This is a genomic window from Coralloluteibacterium stylophorae (genome assembly GCF_018122625.2).
Classification (GTDB): Bacteria; Pseudomonadota; Gammaproteobacteria; order Xanthomonadales; family Xanthomonadaceae; genus Coralloluteibacterium; species Coralloluteibacterium stylophorae.
In genome coordinates this window covers 1-21246 of sequence record NZ_JAGQFT020000008.1, presented here as the reverse complement: position 1 = coordinate 21246, position 21246 = coordinate 1, and the positions used below count along the sequence as shown (strand labels likewise).

At 66.4% G+C, this 21246-nt stretch carries 21 protein-coding genes; 20 read left to right on the top strand and 1 reads right to left on the bottom strand.

Features of this window, described 5'->3' with window-relative positions; genetic code table 11:
* Positions 1-33 precede the first annotated feature (33 nt).
* The 16 genes from KB893_RS12310 (at position 34) to KB893_RS12235 (ending at position 17318) form a co-directional block, all read left to right on the top strand.
* Complete coding sequence (locus KB893_RS12310) at positions 34-1911, top strand: copper resistance system multicopper oxidase (protein ID WP_211927233.1); 1878 nt, start codon at positions 34-36, stop codon at positions 1909-1911.
* Positions 1912-1964: 53 nt separating this feature from the next.
* Entirely contained in the window at positions 1965-3032 is a 1068-nt protein-coding gene (locus KB893_RS12305; RefSeq protein ID WP_338026941.1) for a copper resistance protein B, read from the top strand.
* Positions 3033-3109: 77 nt separating this feature from the next.
* The gene (locus KB893_RS12300; protein WP_211927236.1) at positions 3110-3937 is read left to right on the top strand and encodes a c-type cytochrome; all 828 of its coding nucleotides are present in this window, start codon (positions 3110-3112) and stop codon (positions 3935-3937) included.
* Positions 3938-3954: 17 nt separating this feature from the next.
* Positions 3955-4476 carry a YybH family protein gene (locus KB893_RS12295; RefSeq protein WP_211927231.1) on the top strand — a complete coding sequence of 174 codons (522 nt, stop codon included), beginning with the start codon at positions 3955-3957 and terminating at the stop codon, positions 4474-4476.
* A gap of 13 nt (positions 4477-4489) precedes the next feature.
* Complete coding sequence (locus KB893_RS12290; RefSeq protein ID WP_246505633.1) at positions 4490-5017, top strand: DUF411 domain-containing protein; 528 nt, start codon at positions 4490-4492, stop codon at positions 5015-5017.
* Between the two features lie 76 nt (positions 5018-5093).
* Positions 5094-5447, top strand: coding sequence for a four-helix bundle copper-binding protein (locus KB893_RS12285; RefSeq protein ID WP_211927230.1), 354 nt, complete (start codon positions 5094-5096; stop codon positions 5445-5447).
* A gap of 112 nt (positions 5448-5559) precedes the next feature.
* Entirely contained in the window at positions 5560-5958 is a 399-nt protein-coding gene (locus tag KB893_RS12280; protein ID WP_211927229.1) for a heavy metal-responsive transcriptional regulator, read from the top strand.
* Positions 5955-8477, top strand: coding sequence for a heavy metal translocating P-type ATPase (locus KB893_RS12275; protein WP_213173750.1), 2523 nt, complete (start codon positions 5955-5957; stop codon positions 8475-8477). Before KB893_RS12280 ends, KB893_RS12275 begins: the two co-directional genes overlap by 4 nt.
* Complete coding sequence (locus tag KB893_RS12270; protein WP_211927227.1) at positions 8447-8905, top strand: DUF305 domain-containing protein; 459 nt, start codon at positions 8447-8449, stop codon at positions 8903-8905. The genes KB893_RS12275 and KB893_RS12270 overlap by 31 nt, the downstream gene beginning before the upstream one ends.
* An 83-nt stretch (positions 8906-8988) precedes the next feature.
* On the top strand, positions 8989-9369 hold the full coding sequence (locus tag KB893_RS12265) for a hypothetical protein (RefSeq protein ID WP_211927226.1): 381 nt from the start codon (positions 8989-8991) through the stop codon (positions 9367-9369).
* A 69-nt stretch (positions 9370-9438) separates the two neighbouring features.
* Complete coding sequence (locus KB893_RS12260; protein WP_213173749.1) at positions 9439-10740, top strand: TolC family protein; 1302 nt, start codon at positions 9439-9441, stop codon at positions 10738-10740.
* 38 nt (positions 10741-10778) lie between these two features.
* Complete coding sequence (locus tag KB893_RS12255; protein WP_377731414.1) at positions 10779-12170, top strand: efflux RND transporter periplasmic adaptor subunit; 1392 nt, start codon at positions 10779-10781, stop codon at positions 12168-12170.
* Positions 12167-15316, top strand: coding sequence for an efflux RND transporter permease subunit (locus KB893_RS12250; RefSeq protein ID WP_213173748.1), 3150 nt, complete (start codon positions 12167-12169; stop codon positions 15314-15316). The genes KB893_RS12255 and KB893_RS12250 overlap by 4 nt, the downstream gene beginning before the upstream one ends.
* Positions 15316-15669, top strand: coding sequence for a copper-binding protein (locus KB893_RS12245; RefSeq protein ID WP_211927616.1), 354 nt, complete (start codon positions 15316-15318; stop codon positions 15667-15669). The genes KB893_RS12250 and KB893_RS12245 overlap by 1 nt, the downstream gene beginning before the upstream one ends.
* A gap of 42 nt (positions 15670-15711) precedes the next feature.
* Positions 15712-16050, top strand: a complete 339-nt coding sequence (locus KB893_RS12240) for a hypothetical protein (protein ID WP_211927615.1) — start codon at positions 15712-15714, stop codon at positions 16048-16050.
* Between the two features lie 311 nt (positions 16051-16361).
* Complete coding sequence (locus tag KB893_RS12235) at positions 16362-17318, top strand: DUF932 domain-containing protein (RefSeq protein ID WP_211927614.1); 957 nt, start codon at positions 16362-16364, stop codon at positions 17316-17318.
* A gap of 88 nt (positions 17319-17406) precedes the next feature.
* Here KB893_RS12235 and KB893_RS12230 read toward each other — a convergent pair whose 3' ends face one another.
* A complete protein-coding gene (locus KB893_RS12230) occupies positions 17407-17817 on the bottom strand; it encodes a helix-turn-helix domain-containing protein (protein WP_211927613.1) in 411 nt (136 codons plus the stop codon).
* A gap of 287 nt (positions 17818-18104) precedes the next feature.
* Between KB893_RS12230 and KB893_RS12225 the strand changes: the two genes are divergently transcribed.
* From KB893_RS12225 to KB893_RS12210, 4 genes are all read left to right on the top strand, one after another.
* Positions 18105-18941 (top strand): hypothetical protein, encoded by an 837-nt coding sequence (locus KB893_RS12225; protein ID WP_211927612.1) that lies wholly within the window; start codon positions 18105-18107, stop codon positions 18939-18941.
* Between the two features lie 34 nt (positions 18942-18975).
* Entirely contained in the window at positions 18976-19164 is a 189-nt protein-coding gene (locus KB893_RS12220; protein WP_211927611.1) for a hypothetical protein, read from the top strand.
* A 104-nt stretch (positions 19165-19268) separates the two neighbouring features.
* On the top strand, positions 19269-20237 hold the full coding sequence (locus tag KB893_RS12215) for a YqaJ viral recombinase family nuclease (protein WP_211927610.1): 969 nt from the start codon (positions 19269-19271) through the stop codon (positions 20235-20237).
* A 10-nt stretch (positions 20238-20247) separates the two neighbouring features.
* Entirely contained in the window at positions 20248-21159 is a 912-nt protein-coding gene (locus KB893_RS12210; protein ID WP_246505632.1) for a recombination directionality factor, read from the top strand.
* Positions 21160-21246 lie beyond the last annotated feature (87 nt).

The window sequence follows — 21246 nt, the reverse complement described above, 5'->3', positions numbered from 1 at the left end:
GCGAGTTCTCTGACGCTTTTCCGGAGTTTTTTCATGTCATCCGATTCTTTCGGCCGCAGGGCCGGCGGGCCGTCTCAGGTTTCGCGGCGCCGCTTCGTCCAGGGCTTGGCGGCAGGTGGTGCCGTTGCCGGACTGGGGCTGTGGCCCCGACAGAGCTGGGCGCTGCGCACCCAGGGCGTGCCCAACATCCTGTCGGGCACCGAGTTCGACCTGACCATCGGCGAGACGCCGGCGAACTTCACCGGCGTGACGCGGCCCGCGATCACGGTCAACGGTTCCATCCCAGCGCCGCTGCTGCGCTGGCGCGAAGGCACCACCGTCAACCTCCGGGTCACGAACGCGCTGCCACCCGATTCGATCCACGGCCACTCCACCTCGATCCACTGGCACGGCATCCTGCTGCCGGCCAACATGGACGGCGTGCCGGGGCTGAGCTTCGACGGCATCCACCGCGGCGAGACCTACCACTACCGCTTCAACGTGGTGCAGGGCGGGACCTACTGGTACCACAGCCACACCGCGTTCCAGGAGCAAGCCGGGCTGTACGGCCCGCTGGTGATCGATCCGCTGGAGCCCGAGCCGTTCGCCTACGACCGCGACTACGTGGTCATGCTGACCGACTGGACCGACCTGGATCCGACCTACCTGTTCGACCGGCTCAACAAACGATCGGACTACGACAACTACTACAAGCGCACCGTCGGCGACTTCATCGACGACGTGCAGCAGCACGGACTGGGATCCACGCTGGCGAACCGCAAGATGTGGGGCGAGATGCGGATGACGCCGACCGACATCTCGGACGTCAACGCCCATACCTACACCTACCTGATGAACGGCACGACCGCGCTCGGCAACTGGACCGGGCTGTTCCGGTCCGGCGAGAAGCTGCGGCTGCGCTTCATCAACGGCTCGTCGATGACGCACTTCGATGTACGCATCCCCGGCCTGAGGATGACCGTGGTCGCCGCGGACGGCCAGTACGTGCACCCGGTGAGCGTGGAGGAGTTCCGCATCGCCACCGCCGAGACCTTCGACGTGATCGTCGAGCCGTCCGGGCAGGATGCCTTCACCATTTTTGCGCAGGACATGGGCCGCACCGGCTACGTCAGCGGCACCCTGGCTGTGCGCGAAGGTTTGCGGGCGCCGGTGCCTGCGGTCGACCCGCGGCCGATCCTGACCATGGATGACATGGGTCACGGAATGATGGGCCACGGCGGCATGGGCCACGACATGGTGGCCATGGCCGGCGGCGCGATGGCCGGCATGGACCATTCGAACATGGACCACACCGGCATGAAGGCCGGCATCGACAGCAACCAGCATCTGGGCACGTCCTCGATGGTGCCCGGACCAATGACCACCATGAACCACGGCGGCCCCGGCATGCAGCAGCACCCGGCCAGCGAGGAAGGCAATCCCCTGGTCGACATGCAGACCATGAACCCGCTGCCCAAGCTCGACGATCCCGGCATTGGCCTGCGCGATAACGGCCGCCGGGTGCTGACCTACGCCGACCTGCGCAGCACCTTCCGCGATCCCGATGGCCGCGAGCCCGGCCGCACCGTCGAGCTGCACCTGACCGGCCACATGGAGCGCTTCGCCTGGTCCTTCGACGGGTTGAAGTTCTCCGACGCGCAGCCGCTGCGCCTGAACTACGGCGAGCGCATGCGCATCGTGCTGGTCAACGACACGATGATGACCCACCCGATCCACCTGCACGGCATGTGGAGCGACCTGGAGGATGCGAACGGCAACTTCATGGTCCGCAAGCACACCATCGACATGCCACCCGGCAGCAAGCGCAGCTACCGCGTGCGCGCCGACGCGCTCGGCCGCTGGGCCTACCACTGCCATCTGCTCTACCACATGGAAGCCGGCATGTTCCGGGAAGTGCAGGTGAGGGAGTGAGCGCCATGAACCTGTCCAACCGTCATCCCCGTGTCGCCGCCGTTGCTGCCGCCGTGGTGCTGGCGCTCGGCCTGACCCCCGCCAGGAGCCAGGAAATGGACCATTCCATGCACCAGCCGGTGGAGCCCACTGCGCCGGTGCAGGACGCCTCCGAGCAAGAGGACCCGCACGCCGACCACCGCATGCCGCCTGCCGAACCGACCGAGCAGGAATCGGAACGGGCGGTCGATCACTCGATGCATGCGCCCACCGAACCGGCCCAGCCAGCGCCTAAAGCATCGGAGGAACCGGCCGATCCCCATGCGGGCCACGCCATGCCACCGGCCACCCCGCAAGCCGAGCCGATGGACCAGGCCGCCATGGACCATGACACCGCCATGGATCCGGACCTGCCCGCCACCGCGCCGCCGCGCGATCCGATTCCACCGGTGACACCGGCCGATCGTGCCGCGGCCTTCCCCGAGGTCGATGGGCACGCCGTCCACGACAAATCCATTCATTCGTTCTGGCTGCTCGACCGGCTGGAGGCATGGGACGCGGACGAGGAGGGCACCGGCGTGGGCTGGGAGGCGCTGGCCTGGGTGGGCACCGATCTCGACCGCGTGTGGCTGCGCAGCGAAGGCGAGCGCGTGGACGGCACCACGGAGTCCGCCGATGTCGAGGTCCTGTACGGCCGCGCGATCGCGCGGTGGTGGGACCTGGTCGCCGGCGTCCGCCACGACTTTGGGGAAGGGCCGTCGCAGACCTTCGCCGTGTTCGGCGTGATGGGTCTGGCGCCCTACAAGTTCGAGGTCGAGGCCACGGCCTACCTCGGCGAGTCGGGACAGACCGGTCTCGCGCTCGAAACCGAGTACGAGACGCTGTTCACCAACCGTCTGATCGGGCAGTGGCTGGTCGAGGCCGAAGCGTGGGGACAGGACGACCCGGAGCGCGGCATTGGCGACGGCCTGAGCACGCTCGAGGCCGGCTTCCGCCTGCGCTACGAGTTCCACCGCCAGTTCGCGCCCTACATCGGCGTGGTGTGGGAGCGCGCCTATGGCGGCACCGCCGACTTCAGGCGAGAGCAGCTCGGCGACATCGAAGAGACCCGCGTCGTTGCGGGTGTCCGCATCTGGTTCTGAGGGGGAGACACGACACCATGGTTTCAACGACACGCAAAGCACTGCTGATCCTGATCGTCGTCCTCGGCATCGCCGTGATGGCGATCGCCGGGTACATCTGGTCGGGCCTGTACAACATCGCCGCCGACGAGCCGCACACCGAAGTGGTCCACTCGATCCTGGAAACCGTGCGCGAGCGCTCGATCGCGGTGCGCGCGGACGACCTGCAGGTGCCATCGGATCTGGACGATCAGGCGCGGATCATCCAAGGGTCGGGCAACTACGCCGCCATGTGCACCGGCTGCCATCTGGCACCGAGCATGGCGGAAACGGAGTTGAGCCGGGGCCTGTATCCGGCGCCGCCCGACCTCACCCGGCACACGGTCGATGCCGCCGAAGCGTTCTGGGTCATCAAGCACGGCATCAAAGCCTCCGGCATGCCGGCCTGGGGCGAGAGCATGGCCGACGAGTACGTCTGGAACATGGCCGCCTTCCTGCAGGTGCTGCCGACGCTCGACGCGGCCGAGTACCAGGCGATGGTCGCCAGCAGCGGCGGCCATTCGCACGGGGGCGGGGAGACGCAGCCGCATGCCCATGGGGAAGGCGCCGCTCCGGACCATCATGGCGACCCGGCGGCAGGCGCGTCAGCCGCCGGCGGTTCCGCGGCCCACGAGCGTCCGCCGGGCACGCCGCCGCACGACGACGCGCCGGCCGGACCACCGGCCGGCACGGACGACCATCACGGCGAGGGCGGCGAGGCGCCGCACGCGCATCCGCCTGGCACGCCTGCGGATCACCACGGAGCCGAGGCGCAATCCGATGAACAGCCGCAAATGATCGAGCACCGCCATGCCGACGGCACCGTCGAGTCGCACCCGGCGCCGCAGGCACCTCCGGCCGACGACGGCCACGACCACGAACACTGACCACGGAGCCACCACGCATGAAATCTGTCGCAACCTTGCTTGTCCTGATCCTCGCCGCGGGTGGCGTCAGCGCCGCGTCCGCCCAGACGCAGCCGGACACGGCTTCGCACGCGCACCACGCGCCCGCAGCACCGGAACAGCCGCAACTGGACGTGCCCTCGGAAGCCGAAGCCGCCGTGGCGGTCGCCGAGCGCTTCAGTGCCGCCCTGTCCCGCGGCGATCTCGAAACGGTGGAAGCGCTGCTGGCGCCGGACGTGCTGATCCTGGAGTCGGGCGGCGCCGAACGCAGCCGCGAGGAATACCTGGGCCATCACGCCATCAGCGATGCGAAGTTCCTGAAGGGCACGCACCGGCAGCTGCTGCGCCGGCGTGCACGCGCTGCCGGTGACCTCGTCTGGATCGGCAGTGAGAGCGAGCTGCACGCCGAAAAGGACGGCAAGCCGCTGGTGCTGCTCAGCACCGAGACCATGGTGCTCAAGCAGACGCCGGACGGCTGGCGCATCGCGCACATCCACTGGTCCTCGCGACCCAAGCGCTGACTCGGGGGCGATCTTGAACTTTCGGCAATCCGCCGGCCTCACGATCCTGCTGGCCGCCAGTGCAGCGCTGGCGGCCTGCGGCCAGCAGCCGTCGTCATCGGCCGCACCGGCCCCCACCACCTCGGAGATGGCCCCGGCCGCCACTGACGCGGTGGCGGACGACGTACTGCCGCTGATGGTCGTCCATAAGAGCCCGACCTGCGGCTGCTGCGAGCTGTGGGTGGAGCACATGCGCCAGGCCGGGTTTCCGGTCGAGGTGCGCAACGTCCAGAACGTCCACCCGGTCAAGCAACGGCTGGGGGTGCCGTACGGCAAGGGCTCCTGCCATACCGCGGAGGTGGACGGATACGTGATCGAGGGCCACGTGCCGGCCGAGGACGTCAAGCGCCTGCTGGCGCAGCGACCGGACGCAAGGGGACTGGTGCTGCCGGGCATGCCGCTGGGCTCGCCCGGCATGGAAGTGCCCAGCGGCCAGACCGAGCCCCACACGGTCGAACTCGTAACCAGCGACGGCAGCACGGAGGTGTTCGCCCGGCATTGAAGCAGGCAGTCAAAAAGGGGACGGTGATGCGGGCGCACCGATTTTCGCCCGCTATCGCACTACCAAGGAGTAGGACATGACCCACCACACTGCAGCCCATCGACCCCAGGCCATGAACGAGTGCATCGACAACTGCACCCAGTGTCATGCGATCTGCCTGGAAACCATCAACTACTGCCTCGGCAAGGGCGGACAGCATGCCGCGTCCGAGCACATCGGTCTGCTGGCGACCTGTGCCGATATCTGCGCCACCAGTGCCGACGCCATGTTGCGCGGGGCGGCGATCCATACCGCTACCTGCGGTGCATGCGCGGAAGTCTGCCGGCAGTGCGCCGCCGCCTGCGAGAGCATGGGCGACGATGCTGAGATGAAGCGCTGCGCCGACATCTGCCGTCGCTGTGCGGACAGCTGCGCGGCCATGGCGGCCTGAGGCACGCTCCTGGGCGCGGGATCGCCCGTCTCGCGCCCGCTGCGGACGGGGGCTTGACTCTGGACCATGGTCCAGATTGCAGACTTCGGGCATCTGTTCAAGGAGCACGTTCATGCAGATCGGACAACTCGCCGACCGCGCTGGGGTCGCCATCGACACGGTGCGCTATTACGAACACCAGGGCATCTTGCCGCGGCCCCAGCGGCAGCCTTCCGGCTACCGCCGCTACGGTGAGGACGACGTTGCGCGGTTGCGCTTCATCCGCCGCGCGAAGGGCTTGGGCTTTACCCTGCCCGAGATCCGCGACCTGCTGGCCCTGTCCGCGCATCCGGCCGACGACATGGCCGGACTTAAGGCAGCCGCCAACGAGAAGCTCGCCGACGTGGAGCGCAAGCTGGCCGAACTGACCCGCATCCGCGATGGCCTGCAGGCGGTGGTGGCGGCCTGCCCCGGACACGGAGCGCTGGAGCGTTGCCCGATTCTGGCCGCCCTGTCGGAGGAGCCGGCATGAACACCCACGATCATCGGCACAAGCACGGCCACGACGCCGGTCGCTCGCACTGCAGTGGCGGTGGAACCGCACCGACGGAGCAGGGGACGCATTCTTGTTGCGCATCCGGCGGATCGGCGGCGTCGCCGCCGTCCGGAAGCGACGGCAAGGTGCTCGATCCGGTCTGCGGCATGCAGGTCGACCCGACGACGAGCAAGCACCATGCACAACACGCCGGCGAGGACTACCACTTCTGCTCGGCGCGCTGCCGGGAAAAGTTCGCCGCCGATCCAGACAAGTACCTTTCACCGTCCGAACCCGAACCGGCCATCCCCGGGGCGATCTACACCTGTCCGATGCATCCGGAAATCCGACAGGAAGGCCCCGGCACCTGCCCGATCTGCGGCATGGCGCTGGAGCCGGAGATGCCGAGCCTGGATGAGGAAGAGAACCCCGAACTGCGCGACTTCTCGCGCCGCTTCTGGTGGACGCTGCCGCTGACCCTGATCGTGCTCGCATTGGCGATGTTCGGTCATTACTGGCCGGCGCTGTCCGCCACGACACGCACCTGGATCGAGCTTGCCCTGAGCGCCCCGGTGGTGCTGTGGGCCGGCTGGCCCTTCTTCGAGCGCTGCGTGGCCTCGATTCGCAACGGCAGCCCGAACATGTTCACGCTGATCGGCATTGGCGTGGGCGCCGCATTCGGCTACAGCGTGGTCGCGACCGTCGCGCCGGACCTGTTCCCGGCCTCGTTCCGCGAGCACGGCCGGGTAGGCGTCTACTTCGAGGCGGCCGCGGTGATCGTCTCCTTGACGTTGCTGGGGCAACTGCTGGAGCTGCGCGCGCGCAGCAAGACCGGCGCGGCGATCAAGACGCTGCTCGGGCTGGCCCCGAAAACGGCCCGGCGCATCAACGACGACGGCAGCGAGGAGGACATCCCGCTGGAGCATGTCCACGTCGGCAATCGCCTGCGCGTGCGGCCGGGCGAGAAGGTGCCGGTCGACGGCGAAGTGGTCGAGGGCCGCTCCAGCATTGACGAGTCAATGCTGACCGGCGAGCCGATCCCGGTCGAGAAGACCGTCGGCGACGCCGTGATCGGCGCCACCCTCAATGGCACCGGCGCATTGGTGATCCGTGCGGCCAAGGTCGGTTCCGACACCGTGCTGTCGCAGATCGTGCAGCTGGTGGCGCAGGCACAACGCTCACGCGCGCCGATGCAGCGCATGGCCGACAAGGTTGCGTTCTGGTTTGTGCTCGCCGTGCTGGCGACGGCGGTGGCAACGTTCTTCGTCTGGGGTCTGTTCGGCCCAGAGCCGGCCTGGACCTTCGCCGTGCTCAACGCCGTATCGGTGCTGATCATCGCCTGTCCGTGTGCGCTGGGCTTGGCCACACCGATGTCGATCATGGTCGCGACCGGTCGCGCCGCACACCACGGCGTGCTGTTCCGCGACGCCGAGGCGATCGAACGGCTGCGCACAATCGACACGCTGATCGTCGACAAGACAGGCACCCTGACCGAAGGTCGCCCGGCCTTCCGCGAAGCGATTGCGTTCAACGGCTTTGACGAAGAGCAGGTGCTACAGCTGGCCGCCAGCCTCGACCAGGGCAGCGAGCATCCGCTGGCCGCCGCCATCGTGGCCGGCGCGCGCGAGCGCGGCCTGAAGCTGGACAAGGCCGAGGAGTTCGACTCCGTCACCGGCCTGGGCGTGCGCGGCCGTGTCAATGGACATGCGCTGGCCTTGGGCAACACCGCCCTGATGCGCGAATTGGGTATCGAACTGCAGGCGCAGCACGACACCGCCGAAAAGCTGCGCAAGCAGGGCGCGACCGCGATGTTCCTTGCCATCGATGGTCGTCTCGCCGGCATGGTCGCCGTCGCCGATCCGATCAAGGAGAGCGCCGCGGCCACCATCGACGCGCTACAGACCGCCGGGCTGCGCATCGTGATGGCCACCGGCGATGGTGAAACCACGGCCCGCGCCGTGGCCGCCGAGCTCGGTCTCGACGAGGTGCACGGCGAGGTGCGGCCGAAGGACAAGGCCGAGTTGGTGCAGAAGCTCAAGGCGGAGGGGCGCCGCGTGGCAATGGCCGGCGACGGCATCAACGATGCCCCGGCATTGGCGGCGGCCGACGTCGGCATCGCCATGGGCACCGGCACCGACGTCGCCATGTCCAGCGCCCAGGTCACGCTGGTCAAGGGCGATCTGCGTGGCATTTTGCGCGCTCGTGAGCTGTCCTCGGCCACGGTCGGCAACATGAAGCAGAACCTTGGCTTCGCGTTCGCCTACAACGCGCTGGGCGTCCCCATTGCCGCCGGGATCCTGTACCCGGTATTCGGAGTGCTGCTGAGCCCCATGATCGCGGCGCTGGCCATGAGCCTGAGCTCGGTGTCGGTCGTCGGCAATGCACTGCGGCTATCCAAATCGCCGCTCCGAGGCGACAACTCCCACCCTCACCGTGAAGCGACGCACGTTACCTTGAGTGCAGAAAAGCCAGAAGGAGAGCCACCATGCCGAAGTACGCGAAGTTCGGACTCATGATCGCCACCTCGACGGTGGTCATGTTCGGGTTGATGTATCTCAATACCTACCGGCTCGATCATGTTTTCTTCAGCGAAACGCGCGTGTACATGGCTTTTGTCATGGGTGCCACCATGGGCGTCATCATGCTGCTCTTCATGCTGGGCATGTACAAAAACAAGAAGATCAACGGGGGCATTCTGCTTGGCAGCGCGCTGGTGTTTGGCGGGGCGTTGTGGTTACTGCGCAGCCAGGCGACGGTCGAGGACGTGTCGTACATGCGGGCGATGATTCCGCACCACTCGATTGCGATCATGACGAGCGAACGCGCCAACATTTCCGACCCTCGGGTGCGCGAACTGGCCGACGAGATCATCGCCTCGCAACGCCGGGAGATCCAGGAAATGAAGGCGCTCATCTCGGACCTGGAGCAGAAGGACGCTGAGTGAGCGGGCCGGTTCAGCTTGACCAGGATCAAGCACGCGTGTGATTCATCAGCGCTTTGCCTCCATTTCGGATTAACATACCGACCATGCGCCTACGCAGCCGCCAGCGCCTGCGGATCGTCCTTGCGATCATCCTCTGCCTGCTGTTCCAGCAGGTGGCAATGGCGGCCTACGCGTGCAGCCTGCCGGACATGCCGCCCGATCCGGTCGAGATGGCCGACGAGTGCAGCCAAATGGGCATGGAGGTGGCGCAGGAAGCACCGGCACTCTGCGCCGAGCACTGTTCGCCCGACCATGCGGTTACTCCCGACACGGGGTTCGCACATGTTCCCCCGCTGGCCTTGCCGCCCGTCCACTTCGAACCTCGCGTGGCAGCACCACTGGCGCACCAGGCATTGGCAGGACAGCGGCCGGTTAATCGCTACCAGCCGCCGCCGCGTCTGCGCTACTGCAGCCTTCTGATCTAGACCTCCGACGCCGTTGAGCCCGCGCCGGCGCTTTGCGCCGTGCGCGTCTGACGTTTGCCCGGAGGTCCCATGTCTTCGTTCTTTCCGAATGCCTGTCCGGCGCGGTGGCGAGTCCGCGTCCGCGCGACCGGCGCCTGCCTGTTGGTCCTGTTGCTGCTGGTTGCGCCTGCTGCCGGTGCGGCCGCGCCGTCGCCCCTGTCCCTGGAGGAGGCGGTCCGCATGGCCGTCGAGGGGGCGCCGATGCTCGATGCACGCCGCGCTCAGGTCGAAGCCGCCCGACAGGAATCCCGCCGTGCGGGCGCCTTGCCCGATCCGATGCTGATGGTCGGTATCGACAACCTGCCGGTCACCGGCGCCGATGCGTTCGACCCGTCCGCCGACTTCATGACCATGAAACGGATCGGCATCCGTCAGGAGGTCCCGGCCGGTGCCAAGCGCGACGCGCGCGAGGCGCTGGCGGCGCGGACGGTCGAGGAGCGCCGCGCGCAGGCGCTGGCCGAGCGCCTGGATGTCCGGCGAATGGCCGCCGAAGCGTGGGTGGCGCTGTGGGCCGCGCAGCGCGAACTCACCGAGGTCACCGCGTTGCGCGAGCAGGCCGAGCTGGCGAGTGACCTCGCCCGGGCACGTGTGTCGGGCGGCACCGAGCCTGCTGCCGACGCCTTGGCAGCCGAGGCGTCGGTATTGGAGCTGGATAACCGCATCGAGGCGGCCCACGCCGCGGTCGAGGCGGCGCAGGTTGGGCTCGCCCGATGGATCGGCACGCCCGCATCACAGGTCATCGCCGACATGCCGGACTTCGGCGCGCTGCCGGTGCCCGAAGCACGCCTGCTGCGTGCGCTCGACCGGCTCGGCCCGCTGTTGGCAACCGAGGCACAGGTCGAAACCGCGGCCGCGGCGATCAATCTGGCGCAGGCGGAAAAGCGTCCGGACTGGAGCGTGGCCGCCTCCTACGGCCAGCGCAGCGACGGCCGCGAGGACATGTTCATGCTGGAGTTCGGCATCGAGCTGCCGCTGTTCACCGCCAATCGCCAGGATCGCGGCATCGCTGCGCGCCGTGCCGAGTACGAAGCCGCGCTCGCCACCCGCGAGGATGCACGGCGCGAGCAGGCCGTCCGCATCCGCGCCGACCTAGCCCAGTGGGAAGCGCTTAAACGTCAAGTCGAGCGTGATCGCGACGCGCTGCTGCCACTGGCGGCCGATCGCAGCGCCACCGCACTGGCCGCTTACCGCGCCGGGGCACCCATCCGACCCTGGCTGGACGCCCGACGCGACGAACTGGACCTGGTGCTCGAACACACGAAACGCCGGGAGGCGCTCGGGCGCACCTGGGCCGCACTGGCCTACCTGCTGGCCGAGGAGCCGCAGCAATGAATCGCAAGCAAACCTTTTTTCTGACTGCCGCCGCGCTGGTGGTGCTGGTGGCCGGCATCGGCCTGGGCCGATGGTGGGCAGGGGAAACGCCTGCGCCGTCGCCGACCAACTCCGCCACGGCGCCTGCCGAGGGCGAGCGCGAAGTCCTGTACTGGTACGACCCGATGGTGCCCGACCAGCACTTCGACCAGCCGGGCAAGTCGCCCTTCATGGACATGCAGCTGGTGCCCAAGTACGCCGACGAGGCGACCGGCACCGGCATTTTGATCGCCCCCGGCGTGCGCCAGAACCTGGGCATCCGCACGGTGGAGGTCGAGCGTGGCCGCCTGCCCGGCGCAATCAGCGTGCCCGGCACGATCGGCTGGGACCTGCGCCTGGAAGAGGTCATGAGCGCGCGCGTCGATGCGATCATCGAGCGCGTGTTCGTCAAGGCGCCGTACGAGCGAGTGCAGGCGGGTCAGCCGCTTGCGGGCATCCTCGCGCCGGCCTGGAGCACGGCACTGGCCGAGGCGCAGGCCCTGCGCAATGCCGATTCGGCCGCGGCACAGGCGCTGCAGTCGGCCGCGCAGGAACGCCTGCGCGTGCTGGGGCTGCCGGCAAGCGTGCGGAGCAACGACGGCCGCATCGTTCTGAGCGCGCCGGTCGACGGCGTGGTCAGCGAGATCGCCGCCCGCGAGGGCGCGACCGCGGCGGCCGGAACACTGCTGTTCCGCGTCAACGGCACCGATACGGTGTGGCTGGAGGCCGCGATTCCGCAGGCCGGGGTCGGCGCGATCGCCCCCGGCACGCCCGTGGAGGCGCGCGTGAGCACGTTGCCCGGAAAGGTGTTCGAGGGCCGCGTGGAGACCCTGCTGCCGCAGATCGAGGCGGGCAGCCGCACGCAGCAGGCGCGCATCGTGCTCGAAAACCCCGAAGGTCTGCTGACGCCAGGGATGTTCGCGCAGGTCACGCTCGATCCCGAAGGCGGCGAGGCGCACGTGCTGGTGCCGGCCGATGCGGTGATCGGCGGCGGCACCCAGACCCGGGTGATCGTGATGACGCGCGAAGGCCGGTTCCAGCCGGTTGCGGTGCAGACCGGGCGCAGCGGCGGCGGCATGACCGAAATCCTGTCCGGTTTGGAGGGCGGCGAGCGGGTGGTGGCCTCCGGTCAGTTCCTGATCGATTCGGAGGCCAGCTTGTCGGGCGCGCTTGATCGGCTCAACGCCGACGCACCCGAAGGCCAGCCGACCGGGACCATGCCGGGCATGGACGGTGCCTCCACCGCCGAGCCGCAAGGCAAGCGCGAGGTCCTGTACTGGTACGACCCGATGCGACCGGAGGAGCACTTCGACAAGCCCGGCAAGTCCCCGTTCATGGACATGCAGCTGGTGCCGAAGTACGCCGACGAGGCGCCTGAGGAAACCGGCGAAGGCACGGAGCCGACGCCATGATCGCCGCCATCATCCGCGCCTCCATCGCCAACCGCGGCCTGGTGCTGCTGGCCGCGTTGGCACTGGCGGTCTGGGGCGTCCTATCCGTGTTCCGTACGCCGCTTGATGCGCTGCCGGACCTGTCCGACACCCAGGTCATCATCCGCACCGAATGGCCCGGCCAGCCGCCCCGCATCGTCGAGGACCAGGTCACCTATCCGCTGAGTACGACCATGCTGGCGGTGCCCGGCGTCAAGGCGGTGCGCGGCTACTCGTTCTTTGGCGACTCGTTCGTCTACGTGCTGTTCGACGACGACACCGACCTGTACTGGGCCCGCTCGCGCGTGCTGGAGTACCTGAGCCAGGCGCGCGATCAACTGCCCGAGGAGGTCTCGCCCGCGCTCGGGCCGGACGCCACCGGCCTGGGCTGGGTCTACCAGTACGCGTTGGTGGATCGCAGCGGGCGGCACCACTTGGGCGAGTTGCGGGCGCTGCAGGACTGGTTCCTGCGCTACGAGCTCAAGACCATCCCCGACGTGGCCGAAGTCGCCACCCTCGGCGGCATGGTGCAGGCGTGGCAGATCGTTCCCGACCCGCAGGCGCTGGCCGCCCGCGGCATCACGGTCGAGCAGGTCATCGACGCGATCGGTGCCGCCAACGGCGCCACCGGCGGCTCGGTGATCGAAAAAGCCGGGGCCGATCTGATGGTGCGCAGCACCGGCTACCTGCAGACCCGCGAGGACTTCGAGAACGTCCCGGTGACCACCGGCGGCGTGCCGGTGCTGCTCGGGGAGGTCGCGCGCGTGCTGCGCGGGCCGACCCTGCGCCGCGGCATCGCCGAACTCGACGGCGAAGGCGAGGTCGTCGGCGGCGTCATCGTGCTGCGCTCGGGCAAGAACGCGCTGGCCGCGATCGAGGCGGTCGAGGCCAAGCTCGAGGCGCTGCAGGACAGCCTGCCGCCGGGCGTCGAGATCGTGACCACCTACGACCGCTCCGAGCTGATCCTCGACGCGGTCCACAACCTCACCGGCAAGCTGGTCGAGGAGTTCATCGTCGTCGCGCTGGTCTGCGCGCTGTTCCTGTGGCACCTGCGCTCGGCACTGGTGGCGGTGATCAGCCTGCCGCTGGGCGTGCTCGCCGCGTTCATCGTGATGCGCTATCAGGGCGTCAGCGCCAACCTGCTGTCGCTGGGCGGAATCGCGATCGCGATTGGCGCGATGGTCGACGCCGCGGTGGTCATGATCGAGAACGCGCACAAGCACCTGGAGGAGTACCGCGAGCGCAACGGCGTAGATCCGCACGGCCGTGCGCGCTGGGAACTGATGGCGCAGTCGGCCATCGAAGTCGGGCCGGCGTTGTTCGTGAGCCTGCTGGTGATCACCTTGTCGTTCGTGCCGGTGTTCGCCCTGGAAGCGCAGGAAGGGCGACTGTTCGAGCCGCTGGCGTTCACCAAGACCTACGCGATGGCCGCGGCCGCCGGCTTGGCGATCACGCTGGTGCCGGTGCTGATGGGCTATCTGATCCGCGGCCGCATCCGCGCCGAAAAGGACAACCCGATCAACCGCGGGCTGATTCGCGCGTATCGGCCGGTACTGGAGGCGGTATTGCGCCATCCGCACGCGACCTTCGCGTTGGCCGGCGCGGCGTTGCTGCTGACGCTCGTGCCGTTGTCGCGGCTGGGCAGCGAGTTCATGCCGCCGCTCAATGAAGGCACCCTGCTGTACATGCCGACCGCGCTGCCCGGCCTGTCGGCCGGCGAGGCCGCGCAACTGCTGCAGCTGACGGACCGCATGCTCAAGACCGTGCCCGAAGTCGAGCACGTGTTCGGCAAGGCCGGTCGCGCCGACACCGCCACGGATCCGGCGCCGCTGGAGATGTTCGAGACCACGATCACCTTCAAGCCCAAGAGCGAGTGGCGCCCCGGCATGACCATGGAGAAGCTGCAGCAGGAACTCGACGCCGCCGTGCAGGTGCCGGGCTTGACCAACCTGTTCGTGCCGCCGATCCGCAACCGCATCGACATGCTCGCCACCGGCATCAAGAGCCCGATCGGCATCAAGATCTCGGGCCCGGACACCGACGTGCTGGCGCGACTCGGCACCCGCATCGAAGCGGTGGCGGCGGACGTGCAGGGCGTGAGTTCGGCCGTGGCCGACCGCGCCGCCGGCGGCCGCTACTTGGATGTCGAGGTCAGGCCCGCGGTCGCCGCACGCTACGGTTTCACCCAGGCCGAGGTGCAGCGCCTGATCGCCACTGTGGTCGGCGGCCAGCCGATCGGCCAGACCATCGAGGGACGCGAGCGCTATCCGATCGTGCTGCGCTATCCGCGTACCCAGCGCGATTCGATCGCCGAACTCGCGCAGCTGCCGCTGGTCGCCCCCAATGGCGTGCAGCTGACCCTAGGACAGGTCGCCGAGCTGTCGTACACCATGGGTCCGCCGATGCTCAAGAGCGACAACGGCCAGCTGACCAGCTACGTCTACATCGACGTCGCGGGGCGGGATCTGGGCTCGGCAGTCGAGGACCTGCAGCGGGCGATGGCCGAGCAGGTGGAACTGCCGGCGGGCTACTCGCTGGCCTGGTCCGGCCAGTACGAGTACCTGCAGCGCGCCGCCGAGCGTCTGCGCATCGTCGTGCCGGCGACCCTGCTGATCGTGTTCGTGCTGATCTACCTGGTGTTCCGGCGCTTCGGCGAGGCCGCGATCATCATGCTGAGCCTGCCGTTCGCGCTGATCGGCGGCCTCTGGTTGGTGTGGCTGCTGGGCCACGCCATCTCCGTGGCGACATTGATCGGCTTCATCGCGCTGGCCGGCGTCGCGGCCGAGTTCGGCATCATCATGCTGCTGTATCTGCGCCAAGCTTGGGAGCGCCAGTTGGCGGTCAACCCGCAGGCTGGCGAAGCCGAACTTGACGCCGCCATCCGCGAGGGCGCGGTACAACGCGTGCGACCGAAGGCGATGACCGTCGCGGTGATCCTCGCCGGGCTGTTCCCGATCCTGATTGGCGGCGGCGCCGGCTCGGAAGTCATGCAGCGAATTGCCGCGCCGATGGTCGGCGGCATGCTCACCGCGCCGCTGCTGTCGATGCTGGTGATCCCTGCCGCCTACCGCTGGCTGCGCCGACGCGAGCTCGCTCACACCCGTTCCAACAACCCCGGGAGAATCTAATGAAGACCGCCACGGCTCTACTCTCGCTTGGCTTGCTTGCTGCCTGCTCATCGCCTACTGACGAGCAGGCAGCCGCTCAGACAACGGCGACCGATCCGGCTGCACCTGCATCGCCGGCCGCCACGGCGGCGAAGTCCGCTTCGGCCAACGGTGTCGTCGAAGCCGTCGATACCGCCGCCGAGACCATCACGATCGCCCACGGTCCCGTGCCGGAATTGGAATGGCCTGCTATGACCATGACGTTCCAGGCGTCGGATGTCGATCTGACCGCCATCAGGCAGGGCGATCGAGTGTCATTCGAGTTCACCTCATCGGGTATGGATGGAACGATTACCGCTATCGCACGTCAATAGCAACGAGTTTTGCGCAGGCGATGCTGGAGAGCAGCCTCACCCATGCAGATTCGCCATCTCAAAGTATCGAATTTTCGAGGCGCGACCCTTGACTGGATTCCAGATTCGCCATTTTGCTGCCTGATCGGTGCGGGAGATTCTGGCAAATCCACTTTGCTTGATGCGGCGGAGGCGGCGCTCTCGTCACGCTGGTTCTCCTTCACCGAGTCCGATTTACTGCGTTGCGACGCCTATGCGCGTTGCTGGGTGGGGCGACGACTCGGTGCGTGGATACAGGACGGAGGTGAGGACTTCTCGTGCAGAGGCGCGGCGTTGTCACGGGTAGCCGGCGTGACGATTGAGCCGCGTGGCTACTCGGATCAGGGAAGCTTCTTCATGTGACTACCGGGGGCGTCGGCTCTCGGCCAATCAAAATTATTTCAGACCTATACCACCGTATTGAAGCCAGAACGGACTGGCCTCGCGTGGAAGCGCTCCGCATCGATGCGCTGTAAGGGGTGTCTGAAACATGCCTGAGAAAACCGATGTCCTGACCTGCGTTCTTGTCGTGGCCGCCGCACTGTTGGTGGGCTTCGCCAAGTGCGTAGGTTGCACGTCAAGGTTCCCCGACTGAACACATCCGCGCACATGGCGCACGAGGCCCGGGCATACCGGGCCTCGTGCGTTTATGGCGTCTGAAAAAGGAGTCGAACATGCATCAAGTCGAGACGATGGCCTATGCCGGCGCGAAGCCTTGGCACGGGCTGGGCAATAAGCTCCAACCCAACCAGTCGATTGACGACTGGAAGGAGAGCGCCGGGATGAACTGGACCATCCAGAACTCCGAAGTGCGATACATCACCGGCCAGAACGGCATCGGGACCATCAACTCGTTCCCCGAGCAAAAGGTCCTGTACCGCTCGGACACCAAGGCACCGCTCGCGGTCGTGTCCAAGCGGTTCCAGGTGGTCCAGCCCGGCGAGATCCTGGAGTTCTACCGAGACCTCACGGAAGTAGGCGGATTCAAGCTGGAAACGGCAGGTGTCCTGCGCGAGGGGCGCAAGTTCTGGGCGCTGGCCCGTACAGGTCAGAGCGTATCCCTGAAGGGCCGTGACCGGGTGGACGGCTACCTGCTGCTCGCCACCGCCTGCGATGGGACGCTGGCCACCACGGCGCAGTTCACGTCGGTGCGCGTGGTCTGCAACAACACGCTGTCGATTGCGTTGGGCGACAACCGTGGCGCGATCAAGGTGCCGCATCGGAGTCAGTTCGACCCCAGTGTGGTCAAGCGGCAGCTGGGGCTTACGGTGTCCACCTGGGATGCGTTTGTGGCGCGGATGAAGGCGCTGGTCGAGCACCCGGTTGATCCCGACTCCGTTGATGGTCTGTTGCGCCGCGTGCTGACCTATCCCACTCCCGATGGCAGCGGCGTATCGGTCAATGAGCAGGCGTTCAAGACGGCCCGCGGCCTGTACGACGGCGCTGGCAAAGGGTCTGAACTGGCATCGGCCCGTGGTACGGCCTGGGGTGTCTTGAACAGCGTCACCGAGTTCGTCGATCACCAGCGGCGTGCACGGAGCGACGATCACCGCCGGGAAGCTGCATGGTTCGGGCAAGGCGCCCAGATCAAGCAGAAGGCGTGGGACGAAGTGATGAAGCTGATAGCGTGAGGGAGATGGCGTCCGGTCCATGGGGCCGGACGCTATGAGCGGCTGGATTCACGTCTGAACGTGCGACGACAGAGGCCGGCCGGCAGCATTAGGCCTTTTCAGTCAGCGACTTCAATGCGCTGGCTTGCTCCCGCCGAGGCAGCTGCGCCACCTTCATCAGCCTGGATAGCAAAGCCGGGTTCTCGACCAAGACAGGAATCAGGTCGGCCAGCAGGTCCATCTGGGATGCGTCGGCATGGGAGAGAGCAAGGATGGCATCAGCCATCCGGGCATCGTCGGCAAGCAGGTAGGACACCGGCACTTCCAGCGTCTCGGCCATCTTTTGCAAGCTTTCGAAGCCGATGGCCGTGACTTCGTGTTCATAGCGGTTGATGCGTACCGCGCCGCGCTCCTTACCCATGCCCATCTTGTCCCCCAGCGAGCGCTGGCTGAATCCACGCATCTGCCGGGCTTGAATCAGCCTGGCAGCGAAGTTGGCGCGGAGCTGGGACTTGGGCACCGTCGAAAGCAGAAGCGGCGTGACGGCGCAGCATGACGGAAGCCTTTTTGCTGTGGCAGACTTTAACTATCAGTTAAGGGGCTGATGTGGTCAACAGAACGCCACTACCGACAGCGGCACCGACCGACAGGGGAGGTCGAGCGAGGCAGCCGAAAAGCGTGTCCGCCGCATCGATCGCAAACCCATTCACCAGGACTCAGCGTCGTCGTCGAGAGACGTAGCGGTGATCCTCGCCTGTATGCAGGCAACTGGATGCTCAATCAAACCAAATAGCGAGGAGTTCGACCATGAAGAAATACCCACTGGGCTTTGCAGTGCTCAGTCTGTCGGCGATGCTGGCGGGCTGTGGGTCGCAAGCCGACTGTGCCAGCGGCGAGGTGCAGGAAACCTACCTTGATATCGTCGGCAACCTCGACGATGCGGATGCGATGGAGATCCTCCATGCGTCGGTGTTCCAAAGTGTCGTGACCAACGAGGTGGACCAGAGCACCGGCTACCGCTCCTGTTCCGCAACCCTAGTCATGGAAAACGATGCGGACGTCCAAGAGCGGGAGATCAGCTACGAGGTCGCGCAGGTCGAATCAAGCGATGCGAATTTCAAGGTGTATGCGAACAGGGATGACATCCGCAGCATCCGCTATACGGCAACTGTGCTTGCCAAGAGGGATCGAGTGGCCAAGAAGACCACCGAAATGATCGAGGCGGCGGAGAGAAACCCATACGTCACCGCAGATGAACAGGACGCACGCGACGCAGGCGTTGCGATTGGGCGCAAATTCTTCGGCAAACGCCTGGATGAAGCGTCGGTGCGTGCTACCGCGCTGGACATTGAAGGCGACGGTGTCGCGGAGTTCGTGACGGCCATGAAGATCACCTACACGAGTGGCGATTCGAGCTGGTATGCGTTTGCCATGTATCAGTTCCCGAATGGGCCCGGGGAGAAGAACTCTGTCGGGTATGCCGGCGAAGGCACAATAGAGAATCTCGGGACGGAGCCATCCGGACACGAGATGCAGGGCAAGTCCTTGTATGTAACGACAGCGGGTGGTGTGCGGGAGTCGCTTGTGTATCACACAAGCACTGAGGGCTATCAGGCTTATATGAAGGCCAACGCAGGCGGCTAAAGGCTAAGGCCGCAGGTAGCAAAAGGACGGATTGATGACACAGACCAATAGGTGGTTGATGTGGCTGCTGACCGGGCTGGCCATAGTCGGATGCGGCAAAGAAGAGACGCTGACCCAGGGCGGGTACATCAATCTGGCCGGTTGCGAGGTGCCGGCAGGATTGACATTGGAGCAGGCCGAGAAGATTGAGTGCTCAGCACCTGTTACCGGGGCACTTCCATGACGCTCTGACAACCAAAAACCAACGCTCCGGGTATCCCCCCGGAAGAAGCCGCTATCACACAGGCCGCCCTTTCAGGGGCGGCCTTTTTACTTGGGAGAACGGAAATGGGCACACGCGCTGCGTTGCGCCTGGTGGACACCACAAAGCTGGATCGAGATCAGTGGCTGGAAGTGCGTAGGGGCGGCATCGGTAGCTCGGATGCTGCCGCCGCGGTGGGCCTGTGCCCATATAAGAGCATGCTGGAGCTTTGGATGGAGAAGACCGGCCGGGTCTCCGCTTCAGTGCCATCAGGGATGGACCATCCGACGTTCTGGGGGACGTTGCTCGAACCTTACGTCGCCGTTGCCTACACGCAGAAGACGGAGCGGAAAGTTAGGAAGCTCAATGCGGTACTCCAGCACCCGACGTTCCCCTTCATGTTGGCCAACATTGACCGTGAGGTCGTTGGTGCAGCCGACGTCCAGATCCTGGAGTGCAAGACCGCCGGCGAATTCGGCTCTCGGTTGTGGCGCGATGGGGTGCCGGAGTACGTGCAAATCCAGGTGCAGCACCAACTGGCAGTGACAGGAAAGAGCGCGGCCGATGTGGCGGTGTTGTTGTGCGGACAGAAGCTCGATATCCATCGAATCGAGCGGGACGAGGACGTGATCGGCCGCCTGACGGTGCTTGAAGCCAGGTTCTGGGAGTACGTTGAGACGGACACTCCGCCTCCGGCTGACGGTAGCGAGTCATCAGCACAAGCGCTTCGGCACCTCTACCCGGGCAACGGTTCCACTCTGGACTTCACGAACGACGAAGCGCTGAACGAGGTGTTCTCCGCCCTCGCCGTGTTGCGGGTCGACCTTGAGGAGAAGGCGCTGCAGGCCGAGCGTCTCAAGCAAACGATTCAACAAGCGATGGGGGATGCCTCGCGTGCGGTGTTTGACGCAGGCGAGGTCACCTACAAGCGGTCAAAAGACGGCACCAGCCTTGATGCCAAGAAGCTGGCTACCGACCACCCCGAACTGGTTGCCCAGTACAGCGTGCCCCGGCCGGGGTCGCGTCGGTTTGTACTGCGCGCCTCCAACAACTGAGGACTTCAACATGCTGAAAGGATTGGCGATCACCCCGCCCGTTATCGGGCGGATATCCATTGGCCGCGTGGTAGAGCGCAACGGCAAGCGGCTGCCGGAAAAGGATGACCAGTTCACCCTGACCAGCCAGGTGCAGAACCGGGATGGCTGGGTGTTGCATCCGATGGACGAGGCGCTACGCAAAGAGGCAGGGGGCAAGCTGCGGTCGATTCCCGTACGCCTGGTGTTCAACGACCCCGCGCTGAACCTGCGGGCGGACTACTCGCTGTTCGACCGCACGACGGGCCGCCCGGTGTGCGTCGGTAACGGCGAAACCAGCCGCCGGGTCGGCAACGAAGGTGTGACGCAGCAGCCCTGTCCGGGACCGGAGGTCTGCCCGTTCGCCAGTGGCGACTGCAAGGCCTACGCCCGGTTCAACGTCATTGTGGGCGACGGCGAGGAGGATGCACTGGGCAGCTTTGTGCTGCGCACTACGTCCTTCAACACCATCCGAACACTGGCGGCGCGGCTGCAGTACTTCAGTGCGGTATCGGGCGGCCGGTTGGCCTGCATGCCGTTGGAGCTGAAGTTACGCGGCAAGAGCACGGCGATGAGCTTCCGCACGGCTATCTACTACGTTGATCTGGTGGTCCGGACGGGGCTGACACTGGAACATGCGATCAGCCAGGCTCGCGAAGTGGACGCGGATCGCAAGACCAGCGGCTTCGATCAGGAAGCGTTGGATGACGCGGCTCGACGAGGTTTCTCCAATGGGGCTTTCGAGGACCTGATCGAGGATGTCCCGGCTGTGGTCGAGGAATTCTATTCATACGCGGTTGACGCAGGCGGCGGTGAGCCTACAACGGCCGAAGCCGGCCTATGCAGCAGACTGGAGCAGAAGGTGGCTGACCTGCCCCCACTGAGCCGTACCAGCCGAAGCTAGGTAGAGTCCGTCATCCAAGAGGACGGACATGCGCAAGAGTCGCTTCACCACCGAACAGATCATCGGCTTCATCAAGCAGGCGGAAGC

Coding starts and splice junctions, on each gene's coding strand:
- KB893_RS12275 (WP_213173750.1), top strand. CDS start 5,955: ATGAACACCCACGATCATCGGCACAAGCACGGCCACGACGCCGGTCGC.
- KB893_RS12220 (WP_211927611.1), top strand. CDS start 18,976: ATGACACAGACCAATAGGTGGTTGATGTGGCTGCTGACCGGGCTGGCC.
- KB893_RS12295 (WP_211927231.1), top strand. CDS start 3,955: ATGAAATCTGTCGCAACCTTGCTTGTCCTGATCCTCGCCGCGGGTGGC.
- KB893_RS12250 (WP_213173748.1), top strand. CDS start 12,167: ATGATCGCCGCCATCATCCGCGCCTCCATCGCCAACCGCGGCCTGGTG.
- KB893_RS12210 (WP_246505632.1), top strand. CDS start 20,248: ATGCTGAAAGGATTGGCGATCACCCCGCCCGTTATCGGGCGGATATCC.
- KB893_RS12300 (WP_211927236.1), top strand. CDS start 3,110: ATGGCGATCGCCGGGTACATCTGGTCGGGCCTGTACAACATCGCCGCC.
- KB893_RS12245 (WP_211927616.1), top strand. CDS start 15,316: ATGAAGACCGCCACGGCTCTACTCTCGCTTGGCTTGCTTGCTGCCTGC.
- KB893_RS12225 (WP_211927612.1), top strand. CDS start 18,105: ATGAAGAAATACCCACTGGGCTTTGCAGTGCTCAGTCTGTCGGCGATG.
- KB893_RS12310 (WP_211927233.1), top strand. CDS start 34: ATGTCATCCGATTCTTTCGGCCGCAGGGCCGGCGGGCCGTCTCAGGTT.
- KB893_RS12285 (WP_211927230.1), top strand. CDS start 5,094: ATGACCCACCACACTGCAGCCCATCGACCCCAGGCCATGAACGAGTGC.
- KB893_RS12280 (WP_211927229.1), top strand. CDS start 5,560: ATGCAGATCGGACAACTCGCCGACCGCGCTGGGGTCGCCATCGACACG.
- KB893_RS12260 (WP_213173749.1), top strand. CDS start 9,439: ATGTCTTCGTTCTTTCCGAATGCCTGTCCGGCGCGGTGGCGAGTCCGC.
- KB893_RS12235 (WP_211927614.1), top strand. CDS start 16,362: ATGCATCAAGTCGAGACGATGGCCTATGCCGGCGCGAAGCCTTGGCAC.
- KB893_RS12215 (WP_211927610.1), top strand. CDS start 19,269: ATGGGCACACGCGCTGCGTTGCGCCTGGTGGACACCACAAAGCTGGAT.
- KB893_RS12265 (WP_211927226.1), top strand. CDS start 8,989: ATGCGCCTACGCAGCCGCCAGCGCCTGCGGATCGTCCTTGCGATCATC.
- KB893_RS12240 (WP_211927615.1), top strand. CDS start 15,712: ATGCAGATTCGCCATCTCAAAGTATCGAATTTTCGAGGCGCGACCCTT.
- KB893_RS12270 (WP_211927227.1), top strand. CDS start 8,447: ATGCCGAAGTACGCGAAGTTCGGACTCATGATCGCCACCTCGACGGTG.